The sequence below is a fragment of the Paenarthrobacter sp. C1 genome, from assembly GCF_049315185.1.
In the GTDB taxonomy this organism is placed as follows: domain Bacteria; phylum Actinomycetota; class Actinomycetes; order Actinomycetales; family Micrococcaceae; genus Arthrobacter; species Arthrobacter nicotinovorans.
Map to the genome: position 1 here is coordinate 608,264 of NZ_CP186052.1, position 24,105 is coordinate 632,368.

The 24,105-nt window shown below is 64.4% G+C and carries 21 protein-coding genes, 1 tRNA gene, 1 other RNA gene and 1 pseudogene; 11 read left to right on the plus strand and 13 right to left on the minus strand.

The genetic code is table 11. The features are described 5' to 3' along the window. Positions 1 to 14 precede the first annotated feature (14 nt). From recR to ACNAOU_RS03050, 4 genes are all read right to left on the minus strand, one after another. Positions 15 to 614 carry a recombination mediator RecR gene (gene recR, locus ACNAOU_RS03035; RefSeq protein WP_018778094.1) on the minus strand — a complete coding sequence of 200 codons (600 nt, stop codon included), beginning with the start codon at positions 612 to 614 and terminating at the stop codon, positions 15 to 17. A 33-nt stretch (positions 615 to 647) separates the two neighbouring features. Further along, a complete protein-coding gene (locus ACNAOU_RS03040) occupies positions 648 to 3,950 on the minus strand; it encodes a DNA polymerase III subunit gamma and tau (protein ID WP_422757981.1) in 3,303 nt (1,100 codons plus the stop codon). A gap of 34 nt (positions 3,951 to 3,984) precedes the next feature. Further along, positions 3,985 to 4,081, minus strand: an RNA gene (ffs, locus tag ACNAOU_RS03045) — signal recognition particle sRNA small type. Positions 4,082 to 4,160: 79 nt separating this feature from the next. Continuing rightward, positions 4,161 to 4,484 (minus strand): hypothetical protein, encoded by a 324-nt coding sequence (locus tag ACNAOU_RS03050; protein ID WP_039239596.1) that lies wholly within the window; start codon positions 4,482 to 4,484, stop codon positions 4,161 to 4,163. 304 nt (positions 4,485 to 4,788) lie between these two features. Between ACNAOU_RS03050 and ACNAOU_RS03055 the strand changes: the two genes are divergently transcribed. Then, positions 4,789 to 4,873: transfer RNA gene (locus ACNAOU_RS03055), tRNA-Ser, on the plus strand. A 64-nt stretch (positions 4,874 to 4,937) separates the two neighbouring features. Here the strand turns inward: ACNAOU_RS03055 and ACNAOU_RS03060 are convergent. Continuing rightward, positions 4,938 to 5,867 carry a LysR family transcriptional regulator gene (locus tag ACNAOU_RS03060; RefSeq protein ID WP_422758656.1) on the minus strand — a complete coding sequence of 310 codons (930 nt, stop codon included), beginning with the start codon at positions 5,865 to 5,867 and terminating at the stop codon, positions 4,938 to 4,940. Between the two features lie 123 nt (positions 5,868 to 5,990). Here ACNAOU_RS03060 and ACNAOU_RS03065 point away from each other — a divergent pair, with 123 nt between their 5' ends. Further along, on the plus strand, positions 5,991 to 9,452 hold the full coding sequence (locus ACNAOU_RS03065; protein ID WP_422757982.1) for a proline dehydrogenase family protein: 3,462 nt from the start codon (positions 5,991 to 5,993) through the stop codon (positions 9,450 to 9,452). A 160-nt stretch (positions 9,453 to 9,612) separates the two neighbouring features. Here ACNAOU_RS03065 and ACNAOU_RS03070 read toward each other — a convergent pair whose 3' ends face one another. Then, a complete protein-coding gene (locus ACNAOU_RS03070; RefSeq protein ID WP_064722852.1) occupies positions 9,613 to 10,533 on the minus strand; it encodes an oxygenase MpaB family protein in 921 nt (306 codons plus the stop codon). A gap of 98 nt (positions 10,534 to 10,631) precedes the next feature. Continuing rightward, entirely contained in the window at positions 10,632 to 12,074 is a 1,443-nt protein-coding gene (locus tag ACNAOU_RS03075) for an MFS transporter (protein WP_039239599.1), read from the minus strand. Positions 12,075 to 12,170: 96 nt separating this feature from the next. On the opposite strand from ACNAOU_RS03075, the gene ACNAOU_RS03080 reads away from it, so the two are divergent. Both ACNAOU_RS03080 and ACNAOU_RS03085 read left to right on the plus strand, forming a co-directional pair. Beyond that, positions 12,171 to 12,563 (plus strand): MarR family winged helix-turn-helix transcriptional regulator, encoded by a 393-nt coding sequence (locus tag ACNAOU_RS03080; RefSeq protein WP_018778087.1) that lies wholly within the window; start codon positions 12,171 to 12,173, stop codon positions 12,561 to 12,563. Between the two features lie 113 nt (positions 12,564 to 12,676). After that, the gene (locus tag ACNAOU_RS03085; RefSeq protein WP_055977024.1) at positions 12,677 to 13,372 is read left to right on the plus strand and encodes a hypothetical protein; all 696 of its coding nucleotides are present in this window, start codon (positions 12,677 to 12,679) and stop codon (positions 13,370 to 13,372) included. A gap of 79 nt (positions 13,373 to 13,451) precedes the next feature. Here ACNAOU_RS03085 and ACNAOU_RS03090 read toward each other — a convergent pair whose 3' ends face one another. Next, entirely contained in the window at positions 13,452 to 13,700 is a 249-nt protein-coding gene (locus ACNAOU_RS03090; RefSeq protein WP_156369833.1) for a hypothetical protein, read from the minus strand. 297 nt (positions 13,701 to 13,997) lie between these two features. Here ACNAOU_RS03090 and ACNAOU_RS03095 point away from each other — a divergent pair, with 297 nt between their 5' ends. Continuing rightward, positions 13,998 to 14,225 carry a hypothetical protein gene (locus tag ACNAOU_RS03095; protein ID WP_055977018.1) on the plus strand — a complete coding sequence of 76 codons (228 nt, stop codon included), beginning with the start codon at positions 13,998 to 14,000 and terminating at the stop codon, positions 14,223 to 14,225. Positions 14,226 to 14,282: 57 nt separating this feature from the next. Here the strand turns inward: ACNAOU_RS03095 and ACNAOU_RS03100 are convergent, their stop codons facing one another. Beyond that, positions 14,283 to 14,525, minus strand: a complete 243-nt coding sequence (locus ACNAOU_RS03100; protein WP_144027634.1) for a hypothetical protein — start codon at positions 14,523 to 14,525, stop codon at positions 14,283 to 14,285. A gap of 70 nt (positions 14,526 to 14,595) precedes the next feature. Next, a pseudogene (locus ACNAOU_RS03105) lies at positions 14,596 to 14,859 on the minus strand (IS30 family transposase); the annotation flags it as partial. A 420-nt stretch (positions 14,860 to 15,279) separates the two neighbouring features. Here ACNAOU_RS03105 and ACNAOU_RS03110 point away from each other — a divergent pair. From ACNAOU_RS03110 to ACNAOU_RS03120, 3 genes are all read left to right on the plus strand, one after another. Continuing rightward, a complete protein-coding gene (locus ACNAOU_RS03110; RefSeq protein WP_422757984.1) occupies positions 15,280 to 16,833 on the plus strand; it encodes a M23 family metallopeptidase in 1,554 nt (517 codons plus the stop codon). A gap of 95 nt (positions 16,834 to 16,928) precedes the next feature. Then, positions 16,929 to 17,411, plus strand: coding sequence for a glutathione peroxidase (locus ACNAOU_RS03115; protein WP_422757985.1), 483 nt, complete (start codon positions 16,929 to 16,931; stop codon positions 17,409 to 17,411). Positions 17,412 to 17,551: 140 nt separating this feature from the next. Then, positions 17,552 to 18,517, plus strand: a complete 966-nt coding sequence (locus ACNAOU_RS03120; RefSeq protein ID WP_018778080.1) for a phosphodiesterase — start codon at positions 17,552 to 17,554, stop codon at positions 18,515 to 18,517. Here ACNAOU_RS03120 and ACNAOU_RS03125 read toward each other — a convergent pair. Next, positions 18,495 to 19,910: a stealth family protein gene (locus ACNAOU_RS03125; RefSeq protein WP_018778079.1), complete on the minus strand. Its 1,416-nt coding sequence runs from the start codon at positions 19,908 to 19,910 to the stop codon at positions 18,495 to 18,497. The genes ACNAOU_RS03120 and ACNAOU_RS03125 overlap by 23 nt on opposite strands. Before the next feature lie 229 nt (positions 19,911 to 20,139). Then, on the minus strand, positions 20,140 to 21,060 hold the full coding sequence (locus tag ACNAOU_RS03130) for a hypothetical protein (RefSeq protein WP_422757986.1): 921 nt from the start codon (positions 21,058 to 21,060) through the stop codon (positions 20,140 to 20,142). A gap of 145 nt (positions 21,061 to 21,205) precedes the next feature. On the opposite strand from ACNAOU_RS03130, the gene ACNAOU_RS03135 reads away from it, so the two are divergent. Next, positions 21,206 to 21,505, plus strand: coding sequence for a type II toxin-antitoxin system VapB family antitoxin (locus ACNAOU_RS03135; protein ID WP_018778077.1), 300 nt, complete (start codon positions 21,206 to 21,208; stop codon positions 21,503 to 21,505). A 58-nt stretch (positions 21,506 to 21,563) separates the two neighbouring features. Continuing rightward, positions 21,564 to 22,208: a LytR C-terminal domain-containing protein gene (locus tag ACNAOU_RS03140; protein WP_354627828.1), complete on the plus strand. Its 645-nt coding sequence runs from the start codon at positions 21,564 to 21,566 to the stop codon at positions 22,206 to 22,208. Positions 22,209 to 22,284: 76 nt separating this feature from the next. Here the strand turns inward: ACNAOU_RS03140 and ACNAOU_RS03145 are convergent, their stop codons facing one another. Continuing rightward, positions 22,285 to 22,980, minus strand: coding sequence for a TetR/AcrR family transcriptional regulator (locus ACNAOU_RS03145; RefSeq protein ID WP_018778075.1), 696 nt, complete (start codon positions 22,978 to 22,980; stop codon positions 22,285 to 22,287). Between the two features lie 183 nt (positions 22,981 to 23,163). On the opposite strand from ACNAOU_RS03145, the gene ACNAOU_RS03150 reads away from it, so the two are divergent. Continuing rightward, positions 23,164 to 24,096, plus strand: coding sequence for a LacI family DNA-binding transcriptional regulator (locus tag ACNAOU_RS03150; protein WP_422757988.1), 933 nt, complete (start codon positions 23,164 to 23,166; stop codon positions 24,094 to 24,096). Positions 24,097 to 24,105 lie beyond the last annotated feature (9 nt).

Here is a 24,105-nt window from a genome sequence, read left to right on the forward strand (position 1 = left end):
TTGTGGTTGCGAGATTACAACAGGGCGTTGCGTCGGCCTTCGAAGGCGCGTCCCAGCGTGACCTCATCGGCATACTCAAGGTCTCCGCCGACGGGCAAGCCGGACGCCAGCCGCGTCACCGTGATCCCGATGGATTTGAGCATGCGGGCCAGGTAGGTGGCCGTGGCCTCACCTTCCAGGTTGGGGTCCGTGGCGATGATGATTTCCTGGATGGCGCCGTCGTTGAGCCGCGTCAGGAGCTCGCGGATGCGCAGCTGCTCGGGGCCGATGCCTGCAATGGGATTGATGGCGCCGCCCAGCACGTGGTACCGGCCGCGGAAGGAACGGGTCCGTTCCACAGCCAGCACATCCTTGGACTCTTCGACCACACAGATCACCGAAGGATCCCGACGGGGATCACGGCAGATGTTGCATGTTTCCTGCTCGGTGACGTTGAAGCAGACGGAGCAGAACTTCACGCGTTCCTTGACCGTGGTGATAGCCGTGACCAGGCGTTTCATGTCCTCGGGGTCGGCCTCCAGGATGTGGAACGCCAGGCGCTGCGCTGACTTGGGGCCCACGCCGGGAAGCCGGCCGAGCTCGTCAATCAGCTCTTGAACTGCACCTTCGTACACAATGTCCTCGTTTGTTTGAAATCAATGCCGGGATCAGCGGGTTTGCAGGGGAGAACCGTCCAAGGCGCGCTCTTCGATCAGCTTTCCGCCCAGAATACGCTCCACCGCAGCCCGCCCAAAGACCCTCGACTCTTCGATGGTTTCGTCCTCGGGACTGGGGATGTCCTCCGGCGCGGCGGCCGGCGCTGCCTGTGTCCGCACAGGCGCCTGCACACGTCCTGCCTGGGCTTCGGGGCTGTTAGTGAGCCGTTGGTACAGGCTCTGGCGTCCGTTCGGATTGCCCGACGGCGCGTCGTCCTCGAGCGTGGCGACGGAACCGCGTGCTTCCTCAGGTTGGATCGCCAACGACGGCCACGTGGGGATGCTGCCGGCGGCCGGTGCACCCGAAACGGCCGCGCTGGGCGCCTGAGTTCCAGGCCAGTTCGACGCCGGTGCGACGTCCCAGCTGGAGCTTGGGTTCTCTTCGGCGTTGGTTGGGTGACCGTACGATGCGGCCGGGGCCGGCTCCGGGACCTGTGCCGCGGCCGGCTCATAGTCCGGGGTGTCCGCTGCTGGAGCGACGGTTTCTTCTGCTGCCTGCGGGTTTTTGCCGACGTTGGATTCCGTGCCGACCACCCACGTGCCCGGAGCTTGTTCCACCGCGCGGGACCACGGGTCATCCGAGGAGGCGTGTGCCGGGGTGGCTTGAGGCGCGGCTGTGCGTGTGGGCGCGCTTGCTGGTGCTGGCGCTGGTGCAGGTGTTGGGGCGGCAGAGGAGGCGGAGGCTGCTTGTGGGTAGCTCCGGGGTTCTCCCTGATGGCCGTACGGTGGCTCCCAATCAGCCGGCGGCTCTTCCTCCAGTGGAGGGGCGTCCTCGTCCAGGGGCGGACCCCAGTCGTCGTCAGGGTAGGAGTACTCTCCGGCGGAGGAGGGAGCGGTCTCGACGACGGCAGGCACAGGCACAGGCGCAGCCTGAGCGGGGGCCGGTGGTCGTGTCGGTGTCGGTGTTGTAGCTGGAGCGGGAGCAGAAGCCGGAGTCGGGCTGGTTGCCTGAGCCGGCGCCGCAGTGGCAGGAACTGATGCTGCTGCCGGGACGGGGGTCGCCGGTGGCTGGGGCTGCTCTGCAGGAGCCACATCAGCTGCACGGGATGGCGCCGAGGACGCAGCTGTGCCCGCGTGAGGGCCGGCCGATGGAACGGTCGCCGAGGCAGGGGTGGCTGGAGCGAGGCCCCACGCCGAGTCGACCGAAGACACCGGAGCCGGTGCCGGGGCAGCCGTTGGCGTTGAAGCAGCCGGACTCTCCCGGCTAGTAGGCGCTTTTGGGTTTGGCTCAGAGCTCGCTGAACTGTTGCCGCCGGCCACTGCGACGATCTGGCAGTCGATGCCGATGGTCTTGTGGATTGCCTGGCGTAGGTTCTCGGAGTGGTCTGCGCGTCCAAAGGCACCAGCAAGGCCGCCGGTGGTGAACGCGAGGGTCAGCACCTGGCCGTCGAACTGGGCAACTTGGGCGTTGGGCTCAACGAGGGCCCACGTGCTGCGCTTGATCTTGGTCAGCGTTTGGAGCACATCCGGCCATGCCCGGCGAAGGGCCTCGACGTCCCCGCTGCCTCCAGCACTCGGAGCCGGGGCAGCCGCAGGTTGCGGCGCTGACGCAGGTGCCTGAGATGCGGCCGGGGAAGGTTGTGCCTGCGGCACTGCCTGAGAGGGCATCGCCTGAGACGGCGCTGGTTGTGACGGCGCTGGTTGTGACGGCGCTGGTTGTGACGGCGCTGCCGGGGGCGTTGCATGTGATGGCTGTGTCTGCGGCGCTGCGGAAGCAGATGCCTGGACAGGCTCAGGCTGCGGGGGTTGCACCGGGGTCGGAGCAGCCGCAGCACTCGGAGCAGCCGGGGCCGGCGGAGCCTGGGCTGCGCGACCGGAAGCCGCACGTTCCTCGACGGGCCAATCGTTGGTGGACACCCGCGGTGCTGAGATGGCATCGCGCGGACCAGCTGCGGTGGATGGTTCGGGAACGGCAGGGACTGAAGCCGCAGGGACCTGCTCCACTGCTGCGGGCTCAGTTGCAGGTGTGGGAGAAGCCGTGGGGGCCGGGGCCGACTGTGTAACGGGCGCGGCCGCCGGCGGAACAGCCGAAGCAGCCGCAGCTGTAGGCGCGCCGGCAGCAACAGCCGGTGTTCCGCCGTCGCCCGCGTAGTTCAGGCGACGTTCCACGCGATCGATGCGCGCGGCGATACCACGCTCGGTTTGTTCAGCGCTGGGGAGCAGGATGCGCGCACACAGCAGCTCAAGGTGGAGCCGGGGCGAGGTTGCGCCCGTCATCTCCGTGAGCGCGGTGTTGGTGACGTCCGCGGCCCGGGACAGCTCAGCCGCGCCCAGGTTGGTTGCCTGGTTGCGCATGCGGGCGATCTGATCGGCGGGCATTCCTCGAAGGATGGCCTGGGCGCTTTCGGGCATCGCCTGCACGATGATGAGGTCGCGGAAGCGCTCCAGCAGGTCCTCGACGAAGCGCCGGGGGTCGTGGCCGGTCTGGATGACGCGGTCCACGGCGCGGAAAACGGTGGCGGCGTCGGCGGCAGCAACGGCGTCGACGATGTCATCCAGCAACGAAGCGTGGGTGTAGCCGAGCAGCGCCACGGCGAGCTCGTAGTCCAGGCCGTTAGGGCCGGCGCCGGCCATGAGCTGATCGAGCACCGAAAGGGTGTCCCGGACAGAACCCCCGCCAGCGCGGATAACGAGTGAGAGCACGCCGGGGGCAACAGGAACGTTCTCCTGCTGGCAGAGCAGCTCAAGGTAGTGCATCAGCGGCTCGGGTGGCACCAACCGGAAGGGGTAGTGGTGCGTGCGGGAGCGGATGGTGCCGATGACCTTGTCCGGCTCCGTGGTGGCGAAGATGAACTTGATGTGTTCCGGCGGCTCCTCCACGATCTTCAGCAGAGCGTTGAAGCCGGCAGACGTGACCATGTGGGCCTCGTCGATGATGAAAATCTTGTAGCGGTCCCGGACCGGGGCGAAGGTGGCGCGCTCACGGAGATCGCGGGCATCGTCGACGCCACCGTGGCTGGCGGCGTCGATCTCGATGACGTCCAGGGAGCCCGAACCGCCGCGGGCAAGTTCGATGCAGCTGGGGCACTTGCCGCAAGGTGTGTCAGTGGGGCCTTCGGCGCAGTTCAGGCAGCGTGCCAGGATGCGCGCGGAGGTGGTCTTGCCACAGCCGCGCGGACCGGAGAAGAGGTAGGCGTGGTTCACGCGGTTCTTCCGGAGTGCCGTCATCAGGGGCTCTGTGACGTGTTCCTGCCCGATAACGTCCGCGAAAGAGTCCGGGCGATACCTTCGATACAGGGCAGTTGTAACAGTCACAAGTGAAACCTACCTATAGGGACTGACAGTTAAAGTAAGTGACCCCTCATGCACCCGCCAGAGCCCATCTACCCTTGCTACCTTCCGGTCCTGGGGGAGTTCAACAGGATGACGCCACATGAGGGGCCGTCGATAAGCTTACCCGAACTTGGTTCGGGGTTCGAATCGGTGCGGAAGGCTGTGGATAACGCTCGACGGCGGGTGGTTGGGTCACCGCCAGCCGTTCACCGGCCACGTCATGAACGCCGGTTCCTCGTAAGGGTGCGCCGCCCGCAGGGCCAGCACCACGCCGTCGAGCGCTGCCTCCTCAACCACGCACTCAACCCGGGTTTCGGGCACCTGCTCCTCGATGCCGACCGCTCCCACGAAGGGCTGCGCGCCGGGCTGGGGAGTGAACCGGCCTGTGCCCGGGGACGTGTAGAAACAGTGGGAGTAGTCGCCTATCCGTCCCGCGCCGGCGTCGCCGATGGCCAGCAGGACCTCTTCGAGATGCGACTCGGGCACGTAGACCACCAAGGCATGAAGCTGCGTCATGGGGACATCTTGTCAGCAAATTAGGCTACAAAGCGGTCTCAACCATTGCAAAAGAAGGGGTGGCAGCGGACCATGGGTATGTACACCGATTGGGGCAATCTCAAGGTTGTGAGCTGCGGGGCCTGGGGGCGAGGGGCCGGACCCGGTAGCTCAACGGTTGTGCCGCAAGAATGGGCGCGTTGGGGGCGTCCATTTTTCCGTTAAGCGGTGTGCTCCCCTGGCTGGGCAAAAGGGGCGATTCGGCCCGATTACACGATGCCGAAATTCTCAGGTACAGTAGTATCTGCTTTCGAATCGGAAGCAAGGAGAATTCGCCTAGCGGCCTATGGCGCACGCCTGGAACGCGTGTTGGGTTAACGCCCTCGGGGGTTCAAATCCCCCATTCTCCGCGTTTGGCCCCGGTCCAGTGGACCGGGGCCTTTTGCGTTCCATGGACGCGGCGGCTGAGCCTGGCTAGCCTGCGTCCGCCTGTTGTTCGGCGTCCTGCTGTTGGGTTGCCGCCACGCGTTCCAGTACCTCGCGGCACGCTGCGGTGGCCGGGTGGATTCTGCCGGCTGTCCTGGTTGAGGTGAACACGGTCCGTTTCGGCAGGCCAGGGAGATCCAGGAGCTGGACCGTCCTGCTTCGCCCGGTCCAGACGAGGTCCGGCATGAGGGCCACGGCATTTCCGGACTCGATGAGCCGGATCTGCGCCTGGAGGTCGGCCGTTTCGTAGCGCACGTCCGGTTCGAAGCCTGCGGAGCGGCACGCTTGCTCGGCCCAGTGCCTTGAAGCGGCACCACGGGGTTCCATGACCCACGGCATCGAGGCCGTGTCGGCCAGGGCCGCAACTGTTTCGCCGCCCAGCCCGACCGGGGGAGTGGCCAGCCGGATGGCATCGCTGGTCAGCGTGACCCGGTCCAGTCCGCTGTGGTGCGGCGCGGCATGGCCGGGGTACTGCTCGGCTACCACCAGATCGAAGTCGCGGGCCCAGGTTTCGTAGAGGGCGGTCTCGGGCTCGCGCTGGGTCATTTCCACGCGCACTTCCGGGTACTCCCGGCGCATAATGCTGAGGAAATCGGGCAGCAGCGCCAGTGCTGCGGACTGGAACACGGCCAGGCGCACGGTCCCGGTCACCATGGACAGGGATGCAGCGAGCTCGGTTTCCGCCCGTTCCAGGGTCTCCAGCAGCGCCGCGGTGTGTGCCACGAGGATCTCGGCCTGGGGCGTCAACTGGACCCGGCGGCCCGCCTTGCGCAGCAGTTCCACCCCGGCTTCCTTCTCCAATAGCGTCAATTGCTGGGATACCGATGAAGGGCTGTATTGCATCGCGTCGGCGACCTCGGCCAGGGTCCCGCGGATCTTCAGCTCGTGCAGCAAACGCAGCCTGCGGACATCCAGCAAGGCGGCCTCCAAAGGTTCGGGATGGGTAATCAATATTCGTCAGAAAAGATCGCTTTTCCTAATGAGATTGTAGATCCATACTGATGGAAACAAACAAACTTCTCCGTCTCAGAAGGAGCCCCCATGACCAGCACCCTCCCGGATGCCACCGCCCCGCGCACCGAGGAATCGGGGCAGTTCGATGCTCTGGCCCAGGAAGCCATTGCTTTGGTCCGCCACTGGTTGACTGAAGCCGGCAAGATCCCCGTGGACGTCTCCGCCCAGCGCCTCGCCGGCGTCCTGAAGGATCCGAACGGCCTTGACTTCACGGTTGGATTCGTCGACGGCGTCATCCGCCCCGAGGATCTGTCGGTCGCCGGCCGTAAACTCGCCGAGCTCGCCCCGAAGGTTCCCAAGTTCCTTCCCTGGTACATGCGCAGCGCTGTCCGGGTGGGTGGCGTCATGGCCCCGATCCTGCCGCAGATTGTCATCCCGATCGCCCGCCGCGTGCTCCGCGAGATGGTGGGCCACTTGATCGTTGACGCCACCGACGCCAAGCTCGGTCCGGCCATCGCCAAGATCCGCCAGGACGGCGTGCACCTGAACGTGAACCTCCTCGGCGAAGCCGTCCTGGGCGAGCACGAAGCCCAGCGTCGTTTGGAAGGCACCCTGAAGCTGCTGGCCCGCGAAGACGTTGACTACGTCTCCATCAAGGAATCCTCCACAGTTGCTCCGCACTCCCCGTGGGCCTTCGACGAAGCCGTCGACCACGTTGTTGAGAAGCTCACCCCGCTCTACCGCCTCGCAGCGTCCTTCCCCAAGCCCAAGTTCATCAACCTGGACATGGAGGAATACAAGGACCTCAGCATGACCATCGCGGTGTTCAAGCGCATCCTGGACATGCCGGAGTTCAAGAACCTGGAAGCCGGCATTGTCCTCCAGGCCTACCTGCCTGACGCACTTGGTGCCATGCAGGAACTGCAGGAGTGGGCCTCCGCCCGTCGCGCCGAAGGTGGCGCACCCATCAAGGTCCGCGTCGTCAAGGGTGCCAACCTCCCCATGGAGCAGGTCGAAGCCTCGCTGCACGACTGGCCGCTGGCTACCTGGGGCACCAAGCAGGACTCGGACACCAGCTACAAGAACGTCATCAACTACGCCCTCACCCCGGAGCGCGTTGACGCCGTCCGCATCGGCGTCGCCGGTCACAACCTCTTCGATGTTGCCTTCGCCTGGCTCCTGGCCAAGCAGCGCGGGGTTACCGAGGGCATCGAGTTTGAAATGCTCCTGGGCATGGCAACAGGCCAGGCCACCGCGGTCCGCAAGGATGTCGGCAGCCTTCTGCTCTACACACCGGTGGTCCACCCGGGCGAGTTCGACGTCGCCATCGCCTACCTGATCCGCCGCCTCGAAGAGGGTGCGAGCCAGGAAAACTTCATGTCCGCGGTCTTCGAACTCAGTGAAAATGAGAGTCTCTTCAAGCGCGAGCAGCAGCGCTTCCTGAGCTCACTGGCCAACATGAAGAGTGAAGTTCCGGGGCCCAACCGCCAGCAGGACCGCCGCCTTCCGGCCGAACCCGCCCCCACCGAGGGCTTCCGCAACACCCCTGACACCGACCCGGCACTCCCGGCAAACCGTGCCTGGGGCCGCGACATCCTCAAGCGCATCCCGGGATCCACGGCCGGGAACAAGATCGTCGAATCCACCAAGGTTTCCGACGCCGCCCAGCTGGACCAGATCATTGCCTCCGCCGTTGACGCCGGGAAGGCCTGGGGCGCCCGTCCCGCCGCCGAGCGGGCAGCCATCCTGCACCGCGCCGGTGAAGTCCTTGAGGCCCGACGCGCCGAACTCCTGGAGGTCATGGCTTCCGAAACTGGCAAGACCATCGACCAGGGCGACCCCGAGGTCAGCGAAGCAATCGACTTCGCGCACTACTACGCCGAGCGCGCCAAGGACCTGGAAACGGTCGACGGCGCCACATTCGTCCCAGCGAACCTCACCGTGGTGACACCACCGTGGAACTTCCCGGTGGCGATCCCCGCAGGCTCGACGCTCGCAGCGCTCGCCTCAGGTTCCGCCGTCGTGATCAAGCCTGCAAAGCAGGCCCGCCGGTCCGGTTCGGTCATGGTGGATGCCCTGTGGGAAGCCGGTGTGCCGCGTGACGTTCTGGCGCTGGTGCAGCTCGAAGAGCGTGAACTGGGCACCCAGCTGGTCTCGCACCCGAGCGTTGACCGCGTGATCCTCACCGGTGGCTATGAAACCGCTGAGCTGTTCCGCTCCTTCCGCCAGGACCTGCCGCTGCTCGCCGAGACCTCCGGCAAGAACGCCATCATCGTCACCCCGAGCGCCGATCTTGACCTCGCAGCCAAGGATGTCGTGTACTCGGCGTTCGGCCACGCGGGCCAGAAGTGCTCGGCCGCTTCGCTGGTGATCCTGGTGGGCTCGGTCGCGAAGAGCGCCCGCTTCCACAACCAGCTGATCGACGCCGCGCGCTCCCTGACCGTTGGCTACCCGGAGAACGCCACCACGCAGATGGGGCCGATCATCGAGCCCGCCAACGGCAAGCTCCTGAACGCCCTCACCACCCTGGGCGACGGCGAAACCTGGGCCATCAAGCCCGAGCGCCTCGACGAGACCGGCCGCTTGTGGTCCCCGGGCATCCGTTCGGGCGTCAAGCGTGGCTCCTACTTCCACCTGACCGAGTTCTTCGGCCCTGTGCTGGGTGTCATGACCGCTGAAACCCTCGAAGAAGCCATCGCCATCCAGAACGAGATCGAATACGGCCTCACCGCCGGCCTGCACTCCCTGGACTCAGCTGAAATGGGTGTCTGGCTGGACAAGATCCAGGCCGGAAACCTGTACGTCAACCGCGGCATCACCGGTGCGATTGTGCAGCGCCAGCCGTTCGGTGGCTGGAAGAAGTCGGCCGTCGGTGCAGGAACCAAGGCAGGCGGACCGAACTACCTGATCGGGCTCGGCTCGTGGGTACCAGCCGAGGCCAAGGGGCAGCGGGGCACCGTCCTTCAGGGTGCTGCTGCCCAGCTCCTCGCTGCAGCCAAGTCCGCTGACGTGACCGCCGAGGAACACGAGACCCTCCAGAAGGCACTCTTCAGCGACGCAGCAGCCTGGGAATCCGAGTTCGGCACCTGCAAGGACGTCTCCGCACTGACCGCAGAGCGCAACGTCTTCCGTTACCGGTCCCTGCCCGTGACCATCCGCCTCTCCGAAGGCGAGCGGCTCGCTGAGCTGATCCGCGTTGTGGCAGCCGGTGCAGTGGCGGGCTCGAAGCTCACGGTGAGCTCCGCCGTCGCACTTCCTGACGCTGTGGTGACCGCTTTCGCCGGTCTGGGCGTCAACGTGCGGATCGAGGACGACGCCGCGTGGCTGGGCCGTGCGGCCAACTTCGACGCCGGCCGGATCCGCTTGATCGGTGGCGACTTCGCCGCGCTGAGCGCAGCGATGGGCGGCCGTCCCGACGTCGCGGTATACCACGGCGCCGTGACCCAGGCCGGACGGATCGAGATGCTGCCGTTCCTCCGCGAGCAGGCGGTGTCCATCACGGCCCACCGCTTCGGCACCCCGAACCACCTGTCGGATCACCTGATCTAGTTCGTGCGCCGAGGGGTGAGCTCTCGGCACAATAAATGCCCGTAAAAGGTTGAAAGCCAACCCCTCGGCGAACCCCACACAAAGTGAGGTCCCGCTGAGGGGTTGGCTTTCGGCATTTCGCGGAGTCCCCAAAAGGGTGAGAGCTCGCCCCTGGGTGATGTCAGGCGGCGTAGCCGAGACGTTGCAGTCTTTGCCGCGCCGCCTGTTCGCTGGGGCCGTGTGATCCCAGGGCGAGCCGGACCATGCCCAGCACCACCCTCGCCGCCGTGATGACCGGCAGCGGGACGAAGCCCAGCTGGGCGCGCTGGAGCCCCAGCAGTTCCCTGTACTTCGGTTCAAGGCTTGCGACGGCGGCCGCGAACAGTATGCGGTAGCCGGGCTTGAGGAGCGGGCTCAGGGGAGGGTGCCGAATGAACGAGACGGTCTCTGCCAGGCGGTCATCCGCCCGGAGGATGCCAGAGGCGTACCAACCCTCCAGCTCGTCACGGACCTGCGCTTCGGTGAGCGGCGGATCTTGAACGCCGATGAGTCGGCCTGCCGCAGCCCATTCGCGGACGTAGGCGTCGGCCCCGCCCGGGATGGCAGCACCCCAAATGCGGTTGGCCGTGAGGAACGAGTCGGCGTAGGTGACGTGGACCCAGCGGAGGAGTTCGGGATCATTGGCCGCGTACGGTCGTTGGACGCCGAGCCCGTCCACATAGGTCCCGCGGACGCGTTCGTGGATCCTGCGCACCACGGCGGTTGCGGACTCGGCCGCTTCGGTGGATCCGTAGGTCACGGTGAAGATCCACCGGACCGTGTTAGCCAGGCGACCCAAGGGGTCCTTCTGGAAACCCGAGTGCTCATACACTCCGGCCAGCGCGCCGGGGTGGAGGGCCTGCATCAGCAGGACCCGGATGCCTGCCACGATGGTCGCGACGTGGCCGTGAACCGCCCAGACGGCCGAGCCCGGGAGGTGATATCCGGCGTCGTTCCCTTCCGCCAGGCGCGGCACCCACTCAGGCGGCGTCCCCGACGTGCCGGTGAACGTGCGCTGCAATTCGTGGCGGTACTCAGTGAGGTAATTCCTCATGCATCCCATGAGACCGCAGATTCGCCAGACCGTACAGAGGGAGTTTCTGTACAGCTAATGCCCTTATGAAGGGCTCATAAGGGCATTAGCTGTACAAAAACTCCGGGTTAGGGGCGGACGCGACGACGGGAAGGTGCCGCTGCCACCAGCAGGGCGGCAATTGCGACGGCGGCACTCAGGATAAGTCCCGGACGGTACTGTTCCAGCATGGCTTGGGCGCTGACGGTTCCCGCGGCCTGGCCGTGACCGCTGACCAATGCGGTGGTGACGGCGAGGACCAGCGCCGCCCCAACCTGGGTGCTCGTTTGGATCAGGCCCGCAGCGAGTCCCTGTTCGGAGTCCTTGATCCCGGCTGTGGCCTGGACGTTGATGGAAGGGAAGGCCAGGGCAAAGCCGACGCCCAGCAGGACCACCGAGGGCAGGATGTCCAGGGCGTAGTTCGGAGTTGTGCCCACGCGGAGGAAGAGGACGTAACCCAGGCCGAGGGCGGTAAGACCGGTGAGGATCAGCTGCGTGGCCCCGAACTTTTCAATGAGCCGGTCCGCAAACGGTGCGCTGGTGGCCACCAGAAGGCCGGCCGGCAGCAGGGCCAGCGCCATACCCAACGGTGTCCAGCCGAGTACGGACTGCAGGAACATGGTGACGATGAACTGGAAGCTCAGGTAGGACCCGAACAGTCCCACGGCGCTGAGGTTGGCCCTTGCTACCCAGCCTTCCTTCAGGATGCCGAAACGGATCAGCGGATGCTTGACCTTGTTTTCAATGATTGCAAAGGCTGCCAGCACGGCGACAGAAACTGCGAACCCGGCGATTGTTGCCACAGATCCCCAGCCCTGCTCCGGTGCTGAAACCAAGGTGTACACAAGGCCGAGCATGCCCAGTGCCAGCGTCACCGCACCCCAGATGTCGTGTCCGCTGTTTTCGGCGGACGGCTTGTCCTTGGGGATGAATTTGATCCCCAGCAGGACCACGACGACGGCGATCGGGACGGAGACCAGGAAGGTCCAGCGCCAGCTGAGGCTGGTCATCAGGCCGCCGACCACCAGTCCCAGCGAGAATCCGCTGGCTCCGAACGTTGTGAAGATGGACAGCGCCTTGTTGCGCTCGCGTCCTTCGGCGAAGTTCGTGGTGATGATCGAGAATCCGGTAGGTGCGGTGAAGGCCGCTGCGAGGCCCTTCACGAAACGTGTGGCGATCAGGACGGCGGGGTCGTCCACCAGGCCGCCAAGGAGCGACGCTGCGGCGAACACCGTCAAGGCGATGAGGAAGATTCGACGGCGGCCCAACAGGTCCGCGAGGCGGCCACCAAGGAGCAGCAGGCTGCCGTAACCAAGGACGTAGGCGGAGACGATCCACTGCAGCGAATCGGTTCCGAGGTGGAGTTCTTGTCCGATGGATGGAAGCGCGACGCCGACCATGGATACGTCCAGCCCGTCCAAGGCCAGGACGGTGCAGACGACCATCAACAGGAGCCATTGGGCCCGGGTCCAGCGAACAGCTGAAACCAAGGGCGGCTCGGCAGAGGTTTTGAGGGTGGTGGGTGAGGTCATGCGATCAATCTATATGACACGTCATTCAATGACAAGGAATATGACGCGGAATCTTATGACGTGGATTTTAAGTCGTTCATGAACTAGAATCGGGGCATGGCAACGACGCGTGACCGCCAGCTGGAAGACCGTGAACTGGTCGAGCAGTGGCGCGACATCCAGAGCTCCTACTTCCGAACCGCAGGAGCAATCGACCGCGCCCTGGAAGCCAAATTCGACATCGGCCTCAATGAGTTCGAAATCCTTGACCTCGTGGCCGAGAGCGAAGAGTCGTCGTGCCGCATGAAGTCCCTGGGGGAGCGGACCCCCATGACGCAAAGTGCTGTCTCCAAAGTGGTGGACCGCTTGGAAAAGGCAGGCTTGGTGTCCCGGCAGACCTGTGAAGAGGACCGCCGCTCGCTGTTCCTGGAACTTACTGAGGCGGGCCGTGCGCTCCACTCCACCGCCGCCGTCGAACACCGCGCGCTGCTCAAGGAAAACCTGGGCTGATCCGGCCGCGGGCAAACCCTGGGCGTCCCGAGGGGGGGCTCCCTCAGTGGAACATTGACACTCGAAAACTTAGGCCCGTTTACACGTGCCCTATGTTGGTTCATAGTCGAGCCATGAGAGAGGCCGGCATTCTTCCTGAGGACGCCCCTGACCCCCGTGTCGCATGGGCCGACAATCTCAAACTCATGCCCATTCCGATCATTGGACTCGCGCCCCAACCTTCGCTGGAGGACACGGACTCCGTCGGGCTGACCTATTGCTTGGATGATCGTGGATACAGCGATATGACCGCAAGCATCACCTACACTCTCTGGCGAAACCCGGATGATCGCTCAGACCCGGTAAACCTTGCAGACCTCGACGAAAAGACACGCAGATCGATCGAGGAAGTTCCGCCATGGCCCCGGCCGCGCTGGCTGATCGAGCAGGTGGAGCGACTGCGCTACCCGCAACTGTGGGAGGCCGTGCGAACCGTCTGGCACCGCGCTCCATCCGAGCGTTCATCGGTTCAATGCCTCCTGGTTGACCATGTCAACCACATCCTGATGAATCAGTACCGGCAGGAGATTTGGCCGGGCAGCAAACCTTGGGACCAACACGCACCCCCAATAACCGGTCGGGTGGTCAACAGTCAGGCCAGAATCGTCATCAATGGAGTCAGTGTGCCCGGTGCGGAGGTTGATACGGACCCGTTCGTCTACGGCGTCGGCGCCCAACTAGCAACCGGCGGCGTCGTGACGGCCGTGCTTCCACGCGCCGAGCTCAAGAGCATCCAGCTCCAATTCACTACCCGTGTGAAAGGGCCCTAGCGTCCGCAAGCCGATCGGCTAAGTACTTCTGCGCTCTACGACGCAGTAGGAGCGCGTTGCTCTGATGTGACCGCTAGCGTTAGCGCCTAGCTTCGCGGCCGGAACTTGCGGCGCTCGGCATTCCCTTTGATCCCGCGATGACGCCACCGATCAGGAGCACAAAGCCAAGTCCGCCGATGGCGAACGGAAGGATAAAGGTTGGGGGCTCAACACTAAGGGAGCCAGCTTCGTCGATCCAGGTCCCGTATTCGGTGCCGTAAAAGAAGATCAGCACCACAATTGCAGCCCCAATCAGAGCGCTGGCCCACGCCCACACATTTCCTCGCATGGTCCCTATCCTCTCAGTTCAATTCACTTTCGGCGGCGGATGCTTGCTGGCGCCCGTACAGGGTTGCCCCTCCAGCCGCTGCAGGGCTGCGGTGGGAGTGCCCGGTGAAGGATCCAAGGATCGCTCAACGTGCAGCAGAGCCCCCGTCATTTGCCGCGCGTGTGACAACATGTGCTTATGAGCGCGCAGCTTGAGGTTCCGAGGCTTGGAGACCTGAGTGGCCTCGGGATTGCGGTCGAGCCGTCTGATCAGTCTGGGGTAGTTTCCTTGGTCGCGAGGGCTAACGACGGATGCACTGTGACACTGACCTGGGATGAGATCGCTGGATCAGTGAGCGTCCGCTGGCTGGACGGTGCCGTAGCGCGGCTTGCTGTCGAGCGAGAGACCCCGGTCAAGATCAGCGTGCGCGACGAGCGCGGCGTCATTGAGTTCCGCGTCTGGTCGCGTTGGGAAGGACTGGGCGGCGAATTAGTGGTGCAGGTCGGTGAGCACGTATCTGTGCGCGACACGCTTCTGCGCATATAAGAGGGTCCTGCGTTCGGCCAGGATCCTTTACAGTGCGCCCATCACAGTCGCCTTAGATCAACCCTTTTTGGCCAGACTTTCCAGTGTTGAAAGAACCAGAGGACGAACGTCTGATGCCTCGGAGTAAGGCACACTGCTTCCAGGCGAATACAGCGAAAGAACGTACAGCAACTCTTCCGTCCGGTCGTCGCCGAGATACTCGTCGATAAGAACTCGTTCCAACGCCTGTGCAGCATGCATGGACTCGTCGCCGCAAAGGAACCGATCGGCTGATTGCTGGAGTCTTTCTGAAACGCTCATGGTGCCGTTACCGTAGCAAGACCTCTAGTCATGTGGCGCTTCCCGCAAAGGGATCGGCGGATTCAGGCTGTTATTGCAACAGGAGTCCTTCGATCAGTTCGATCGGTTTTCTGAACTCTAGTCTTTTGCGTGGTCGGTCGTTGAGTTCCTGTGCGACCCAGTCGAAGTCTTCGGCGCTGTGGATGCTCAGGTCGGTGCCGTTGGGGAAGTGCCGGCGCAGGAGGCCATCGGTGTTTTCGTTGATGCCGCGTTGCCAAGGTGAGCGCGGGTCGCAGAAGTAGATGTCGATGCCGGTGTCTATTTTCACGGTCTTCCAGTCCTGCATTTCGATGCCCCCTCCGCTAAGTCGTGCAATCACCGCAAGAACCCAAGGGAGTCCTCACCGGCCGCCGTCGATACTCACCGGCCGCGCATCAGTACTCACTGCGTTCCAGGGTTTCTCGAAGACCCGCCTGCGCGAAGACCCGCCCGCGCGAAGGCCCGCCCGTGAGGCCCGCCCGCAAAACTGCCGGTAAAGGGGCCCTTAACGCAACGCATTCACTCGACGGTAGGGGTGCTTTTCGAGCCTGTCGGTTTCCATGAGTATCCACAGCAAAAGCGCCCCCGGCGAAGCTCAAGACGTCTTGAGCAAAAACTGATCCAACCTTTCGCTCCACGGCGCCCGCGAAGCCTTTATTTCTGAGGTCATACCCGCAACAATGGTGCTTGCACGCCAGGCTGGGGTTTGGTGCCGCTGGCTTTTGGGGAGTGTTTTGTGGGCAAGCATCATGAATCAGACCGGGCGATTGACCTGATCCACACTGAAAAATTCCGCCGCGTTCTTATCGCCGGATGCCTTGCGGCCCTGGCCTTCTTCGCCTTCGGCTTCCAGCCCCTGACGTCCGTCCCCGCAGGAAATGTGGACGGAACAGTTGCCCAGGGCGTCGTAGGCCCCACGGCATTGGGTAGTCTGACCCCGCCGGAAGCCGAAACCATGATCATTGACCCCACACAGGCGCCCCCCGAGCAAACGCCCGGCACGCCAATGGTCTTCTTTGACCGGGCGATGGTCCGGACAGTAAGCAAGGACGGTTCCACCGGGCTGACGGTGGCTTCGGCCGGACTCTCCCGTCCGCCCGCCGGCAGCCTCTACGCCCCTCTCGAAGTCCTCAATCCTAGTTCCCCCTACGGTTACCGCTACAGCCCACTGACCGGGCTGGCCGGTGAGTTCCACTGGGGGCAGGACTACGCTGCAGCTTGCGGAACGCGTGTTTATGCGGCCGACGCCGGCGTGGTCCGCGCGGTTGGCTGGCACATCTGGGGTGGCGGCAACCGGGTGGAGATCGAACACGGCAACGGCCTGGTCACCACCTACAACCATCTTCAAGCCATCGGAGTGACGCAGGGCCAGTCGGTCCGCGTCGGCGAAGTCATTGCCGAGGTCGGCACCACCGGTTGGTCCACGGGATGCCACCTCCACTTCGAAACAATCGTGAACGGACTCCACACCAACCCCAACGGTTGGACGTACCTGCCCATAAAGCAGGTGGATCCGCTGCAAACCATGACGTTCGTGAACTACCAGCCGGGAGTTGGCACGGGAGCCTCCGCGCCCCAGTGGGCGGTCCCCGTTGCCGACGGCACCAACCGCGCTGTCATCGGCGGCGAACACGAAGAACCCGTCGCGCCACCAGTGGTGGTCCCGCCCGTCACCTCGGTCAACCCGCCCGGCCCCGTGGTGACGTCACCGACACAAACCACGACGCCGGTACCGTCACCGTCCGTGACGGCGACGCCGACAGCCCCCGCGACGCCGACGGTCACCCCGACACCCACAGCGACTCCCACGCCGACGGTCACCCCGACGCCGACGGTTACCCCCACACCGACAATCACGCCGACACCCACCGATACTCCGACGTCCCCGCCCGCGGTTCCTGAAACCACCACAGCTCCGGTTGCGCCGACGGATCCGGTATCAACCGTCCAGGCACCAACCGTCCAGTCAGCTGTCGCACCGCCGCCGGCCGCCGTCGTCGAACCACCCGCACCCGCGCCGCCCGCGCCGCCCGCGCCGCCCGCACCCGCACCTGCGGTCGTGGAGCCGGCACCTGCGGTGGCACCGATCGTTCCTACGGTTACGCAAGCCGTGGCACCCGCTCCGACGCCTGTGGCCCCGGCACCCGCGCCGACGCCGGTGGCGGTCCTCCCGTCCGCGCTTCCGGTTGTGACGCTCCCGCCCGGTTACATCCTGATCGCACCGGACCTGGTCCAGCGGCCGGACGGCGTAATAGTGCCTTTGTCCACGCTCGTCATTCCCGCTCCCTAAAAAACGCAAGGGCCTGCATTTCGTGGCCCTCAGCCGGCTCCCGTAAGCTCGATGGCGGCGATCCCGCCAGCCGAAGACGTCAGGAAGCGAATCCCATGACCAGCCTTTACAGCATTCCCATCACGTTCAATGACGGCTCCGAAGGTGACTTCGGACGGTTCCAGGGCAAGGCTGTAATGGTGGTGAATGTGGCTTCGGAGTGCGGCTTCACCCGTCAATACGCGGGCCTTGAGGAACTGTACGGCAAGTACCGCGGGCAGGGACTGGAGATTCTCGGCGTCCCCTGCAACCAGTTCGGCGGCCAGGAGCCGGGTGCAGATACGGAGATCGCGGAGTTCTGCGAGCGTAACTTTGGTGTCACGTTCCCGCTGACCAGCAAGGCGAACGTCCTGGGCAAGGAGCAGCACCCCCTTTTCGCCGAGCTCACCCGGGACGACGACGGCCAGCCCGTCAAGGTGAAGTGGAACTTCGAAAAGTTCGTCATCAACCGGGCGGGAGAACTCGTGGGGAGATTCCCATCCGCAGTGGAGCCTGACTCCGAAGACCTTTTGACGGCAGTGGAAAAGGCGTTGGCGTAAGCCGCCAAACCTGAAGGGAGGAAAGTAATTTTCCAACATTCCGCCGGAAATTAGCCAGTTGTTGGCTTGTTGTCTGGTTGGATTGGCCCTACTGGATTGACACGGGAGACGCCGTCTCCCACCAAACGCTAAGGCAAGCTATGGAGCTCATCGAGGCAGAGTACCCCCACCCAGGTCATGTGCTTTTGCACTTGAGCGATCTTCACCTGGTGGGTGGTCCAGGCACGCTCCACGGCTCAGTCGACAGTTCTGCCCGGTTGCAGGAGATCTGCCAACAGATCATTGCTTCCCGGATCAAGCCCGCGGCCATCATTTTTACCGGCGACCTCGCGGACAAGGGCGAGCTCGAAGCCTACAAACGCCTCCGCGTCATGATAGAGCCGGTCTGCGACGCCCTGGGCGCCAAGGCGATCTGGGCCATGGGAAACCATGACAACCGGGCCAACTTCCGCACCGCCTTCATGGACGCCTCGGAAGCAAGCCAGCCGCAGGACCCTGTTGACCGCAGCTACTTCGTCGATGGACTCCGCATCATTACCCTGGACACCACGGTCCCGGGCCACCATTACGGTGAACTGTCCGAGGCCCAGCTGGACTGGCTGGCAGCCGAGCTCGCGACCCCGGCGCCGGACGGCACCATCCTGGCGCTGCACCACCCGCCGGTCCCGTGCGTGCAGGACCTCGCGGTCCTGGTGGAGCTGCGCGGCCAGGCCGCTCTGGCCGCCGTCGTCCGTAATACCGACGTCCGGACCATCCTGGGTGGACACCTGCATTACTCCACGACGGCGAGCTTCGCCGGCATCCCGGTGTCCGTCGCCTCGGCGACGTGTTACACCCAGGACCTGGGCGTGCGCGCGGGCGGGCAACGGGGACGCGACGGCGCCCAGTCCTACAACATGATCCACGTGTACGAGCACACCATAGTGCACTCCGTGGTGCCGATGTCCGGCGGTGTCACCGTGGGCGAACCCGTGGACGCGGCGGAGGTTCAGCGGCGGCTGGCCGCTGCCGGCATCCGCATCCCGCACGAGTCCCGTGTGGGGGCCCACACTTCCCCGGGAACCCTGACGTCGTCCTTGCCGCTTATTTCTCCCAAGGCGCCTTGACCGGGAAGTACTTCTCCAGGAAGTCGGTCACCAGCTCAGCTCGTTCTTCCGAGTCAACCTCAGGGAAGCTGCCGTCGTTCAGGCAGAAGAAGTCCATGTGACGCTTGGCCAAAAGCTTGGGCAGGTAGTGCAGCCCGGCCCACATGGTGGTGTCCACATACCTGACCTTGGCGGCGGTCTGTGTCACGGCGCGGCCGGTCAGCAGGGCGTAATAGTGGTACAGCGAGTTGGTGACCGAGATGTTGTCCGCGGCGCGGAAACGGCTGCCTGCGGTCTTGGCGAACTCGGCGGGGAATTCCTTCTCCATCTGTGCCACCACGCTGCGCCGTAACGGGGCAGCGGTGTGCTCCAGGTGCCGCGTGGTGATGCGGCCGAACCGTTCCCAGAGAAGCTTGCGGTTGACGCGGGCGGCGTTCTCAAAGCCGCTGCGTTCGGCGTCGTTCTCGCCCAGGCCGATGCGGGTGTCCGCTTCGATGAACTTGGTGATGCCGCCGGGCGTGAAGAACATGTCCGGGCCCACGGGCCGGCCAAAGAACATGTCGTCATTCGAGTACAGGAAGTGCTCGGACAGGCCCTCGATGTGGTGGAGCTGGCACTCCACTGCCTGGGAGTTGTGGGTGGGCAGCACGGAAGGATCGGCGAAGAATTCCTCGCTCCGAACGATCGTCACGGCAGGGTGGTCGGCCAGCCACTCGGGGGCGGGAGAATCGGTGGCAATGAAGATCCGCCGGATCCACGGCGCAAACATGTGCACCGAACGCAGCGCGTACTTGAGTTCGTTGATCTGCCGGAATCGGGCCTCATGGTCATCGCCTTCACCAAGGACGGCTTCGGCCTGCTGGGCGCGCCTGCGTGCGATGTACTCGGGATCGCTGCCATCAACCCAGGAAAAGACGATGTCGACGTCGAAATCGATGTCACTGGCGTGGTCGGCGAACATGTTCTCGATAGTGGGCCAAGCCAAACCATGCCGCTGCACGGTTCCGCGGACGGCGTCCTGCCGGAGCATGGTCCGGCGCGTCAGTGAGTTCTCCACGGGGAGTTCCAGGTGGTCGCCTTCGAACCTCCACAGCTCAAGCTGGACGCCTAATGCGGGGCCGTACCAAAGCCCGCCGCCGACCTCGACGCGGGGGCGGTACAGGCGGAAGATCCGGGCCTTCCTGTTGGCCGAGAGTTCGCCGTCGGCCACCAGCACGGAGGTCTTCTTCCTGGCGTCCACCGTCATGGCGTAGAAGGGCTCATTCTTGAAGGCAGCAGCCAGTGCATCCCGGACGTCCTTGCGGGACTCCCAGTCGACGGCGATGACCGGACGTTCGTCGTTGCCCCGCACCAGGATGAAATCGATTCCTGCGGCATCCAGCGCGGCCCGCACAGCCAAGAGGTCCGAAACCATGGCCTGTTGAGGTGTCAGGTCGCTGTTGATCAGGGCGTACCGCCCACGGTGACGGACGACGTCGGACCTGTGCTTGAGATGCGCGACGACGGCAGGCGAAACCGCCTCCGCAATCGTGTCCTCTTCGACGGAAGGGCTGCCGTGGTAAATCGGATCGACCTGTGCTTGTGTGATGGCTGTTTCTCCGGGATCTTCGGTGTTTCTGGGTGTAGGTGGTGCTGCGTCGCCGCTAGATGGCCAGGGCCTCGCGCCAGCTGCGGAGGAACGCTCCGCCGGCGTCGTCGTGGATCACGTCCTCTGCAAGGTCAAGGTCTGCGGCAGTCAGGATGGTGTAGGGCTTCACCGGTACGCCGTCCGCGGGCCGGACATCCACGTGCTTCACGTCATGATCGTTGTGGTGTAGCCAGTCTGCCATGGCGTAGTCCGTCCGGGAATCTCCCACGGTGCGCCAGGAGAGCGGGGTGATGCCCTGGGCGGCCAGGAGTTCAACGGCCCGGCTTGCTCCAAGGTCCTTGCCCAGGCGCACGGACTCGATGTCCGTGGAGATGATGGTGGGGTCCAGACGGTAGTCTGCAGTGTCATCGGATCCGGGCGCGTGATGGTCCAGGATGGCGGCACTGAGGCCGTGCCGTTCCATGATGCCCAGGGCGTCGGCGTCGAAGAGTTTCTGTTCAGCCAGGTAATCCGCGCTGGCTACGTTCAGGTGCTGCTCCACGGATACCATGGCGCGCTTTGTCTCATCGAAGAACATGTGGGCGGAGTAATCCTCGGCCACCAGCCGGCGGATATCGTCGCCGTAGGCAGTCGGTACCGCGAGTTCGTGGTCCACGTGGATGGGGCCGGGGCCGTCAGCGGTGTAACTGAACCACACGGCTCCCTTCTCGCAAATGGCGTGGATCACCGTGTTGGCGGGCATGCCGGCGGCGATCATGGGTTCCATGACCTGCTGGGCGATGAACGCGTCCGAGCGGCCCGTGTTGAAGATGACCGGGATTCCGGCTGAGGCAAGGGCCACCATGTCGGCGATGATGTCCGGTTTGACGTCGCGCGTCACAGGGCTGGCTATGGGGCCATCGACGTCCAGCAGCAGGGCCAGTGCGGGCTCGGTGCGGGCAGCGGCACGGTCAGTACCTGGGAACGGTTGGGTCATGCCCCTATTCTGTCAGTCCCGCAGACCCACAACACAGCTATGACGTCTGTGACGCCCCGCGAAGGATAGTCACCTTTTGGCTACAACCTTCCTGTGCCGCGGGTCACAAGTTCCGTTACGGCGGTATCTTCCATAGGCTTGCAGGGTGATCTTCAAAGCTGTGGGCGAGGGACGCCCGTACCCTGACCATGGATACTCCGCGCCCAGGGACTGGGCTGCCCTGCCCCCGCGCCCTGTCCGCCTGGACGATCTGGTCACCACCAAGCGGACCTTGGACCTGGAGGCATTGCTGGCGGAGGACTCCACTTTCTTTGGCGATCTGTTCCCGCACGTGGTCCAGTACCAGGGCGTGATGTACCTCGAGGACGGTCTTCACCGGGCGGTCCGCACGGCGCTGCACCAAAGGACTGCCATCCACGCACGTGTATTGGTCATCGATGGCTAGGCTGTCCGGTCCGGGGGAGGATAACTCCCGGCCAAAAAAACGTAAGCGTCCCAAAGATGTGACGCAGCTCCATGGCCACCGTGTTGTGACGGGGCCGGAGCTACGGGCAACCTTTGCCGACGACGCCCCGGTCCGGCGAGGCAGCTTCGGGCGTCGTTTGTTCCACGGCATTGTCCTGGTGGTGTTGCTCGGAGTGATCGCTGCGGGCGCAGTTGGTGCCTGGGCGGTCATGAACGGCGTCATCAAAGTCCCGACGGCGATTGCGAGCAAAGCCCCCACCAGCCTGTGCCCTTCCACCACTTTCGACTACGTACCCAACAACACCGTGCGGCTCAACGTCCTCAATGCCACGTCCCGCGGCGGACTCGCGGCAACGGTAGCCGACCAGTTCACTGCCCGTGGATACACAGTGGCGTCCGTGGGCAACAGTGACACCACGTATTCAGGCATCGCCGTGGTGGTATCCGGGGTCAAGGGCCAAGCTGCCGCCTTTAACATCCAGCGCAACCTGGCCGGAACGGACTATTTCCAGGACAACCGCGAAGACGAGTCGGTGGACGTCATCATCACCCCGGGTTATGAGGGTCTCGTGGAGCCGCAGCTGGTGGATCAGACTCCCGGAAAGCTCCTGTGTCCGCGTGAGGAACTGCGGATCGCTGACAACTCCAAGTGGCCCATCATCCCGACGCGGCCCGCCGGCTGACACGCTTGCCGGTTTTCGCCACTCAAAGAGATGGGTGACGCCGGGATTTGCGTGGCGTCAGCCCGTTTGGGTGGCACTAAACAGTTGGGGTAGCGGTGGCCAGCAGGACCGGCCTGCCGGCGTCGTCGAAACGCGCACCCGCACCCAACTGGATGAAACGCACAGTCTGCGCTGTCTGCGCCTCTTGTGCGGCAAGAAGCCCGACGTCGGAGGCCGGGGGCGGCGGGGGAGTCCCGCCGTCGGGCGTCCGGTTGCGTCGCGCGGCACTTGCCGACAGTGTGCCGTGGATGAGCCGCGCGAGCTGGGTGACGTCGATGTCCGGAAGGTAGCCCTGGTGGACACCATCCCGGAGGATGTCCTCGAGCAAGGCGTTGAGGTCGCCCACGTGGTCTGCGAGCTTCGCAAAGGAGCCGGGGGAGAGGACGGCTGCCATGGCCGGACCCGGCGGCAGGTGGCGTCGGCTGAGGTCCTCCACCTGCGCGCGGACGTAGAGGGCCAGCCGGTCCACCGGGTTCTGGAGCGCGGCCAGGGATTCCCGGAGGTCGACGATGAAACGTTCGGTCTCGTCCAGGGCGTACGCGATGAGGAGCTGCTCCATGTCCGCGTAGTAGTTGTAGACCGCTGTGCGGCCAACGCCTGCATGACGGGCGACATCGGTCATGGTCAATCCGGGCAGGCCATGGGTGAAGAGGAGCTCGCCGAAGGCCGTGAGAATCCGACGTTGGGTCTCGGCGCGTTGGGCAGCGTTCGTGGGGGCCGTGATCCTGGGCATATAGACACTTTACAGTGATCTGTCAGCAAACCGGGTCCCGACGCGGAACCCGCGGAACCCGGCGGCAACATCGTGGAAAACGGGAAAATCCGTAAAACATTGCAGCAAGGGGGCGTCTTGCGCGCAACGGTCAAAGACGTAGCGCGTCGCGCGGGGGTCTCACCCAAAACGGTCTCGAATGTCATGAACGGAATCGTTCCGGTGAGTGGACCTACGCGGCTGAGGGTTGAGCAGGCCATGCAGGAGCTGGACTACGTCCCCAACCTCTCGGCCCGTGGACTGCGCAATGGACGCTCGGGTGTGATCGGCCTGGCATTGCCCAACCTCGGCACCCCGTTCTCTGCGGAACTCGCCCAAAGCCTCGTTGAAGTTGCCCATGCCCGGGGCTGGAGCGTGCAGATTGAAGAAACCGGTTCCGACCCCCAACGGGAACAGGAACTGATGACACGTGCGCGGGCCAACCTGATCGATGGCCTGATCCTGAATCCTGTTGTTCTCGATGAGAGTGCCGTGCGGGTGGGTGTGGCGTTGCCTCCGGTGGTCCTGTTGGGTGAGGTGTCGCAAGAACTCGCCGACCGCGTTTTTGTGGACAGCTTTGCCGCGGCCCGGGATATGACCTTGGCCCTGGCCCGCCCGGGGCGGCGCCGCATAGCGGTACTGGGCATCAACCAGGGAAGGAAATCGGCCACCGCCATCCAACGGACCCAGGGATATGAGGCAGCCCTGCGCTCCCTGGGCATCCCGCGGGACGAATCCCTCATGATCGCCTGCGATGAATGGACGCCTGGCTCCGCGGCTGAGTCCGTCATGCGGTATCTCGACAGCAACCCGCTGCCGGAGGCACTCTTCTGCTTCACGGATTCAATGGCCCTTGGTGCCTTGAACGCTTTGTGGAAGCGCGGCGTGCGGGTTCCCAAGGACATTGCTGTGGCCGGTTTTGACGATATTGCCGATGGCCGGTTCGCTGTACCGTCGCTCACCACCGTGTCCTTTGACAAACGCATGATCGCTTCCGAGGCGTTGCGCCTGCTCACCGAACGTATGGCGGACAGGGGCCATGGACAGCGCATAGTGTCCGTTCCGTACAGCATCGAAGAGCGGGACAGCACCCGATAGGTTCCCGAA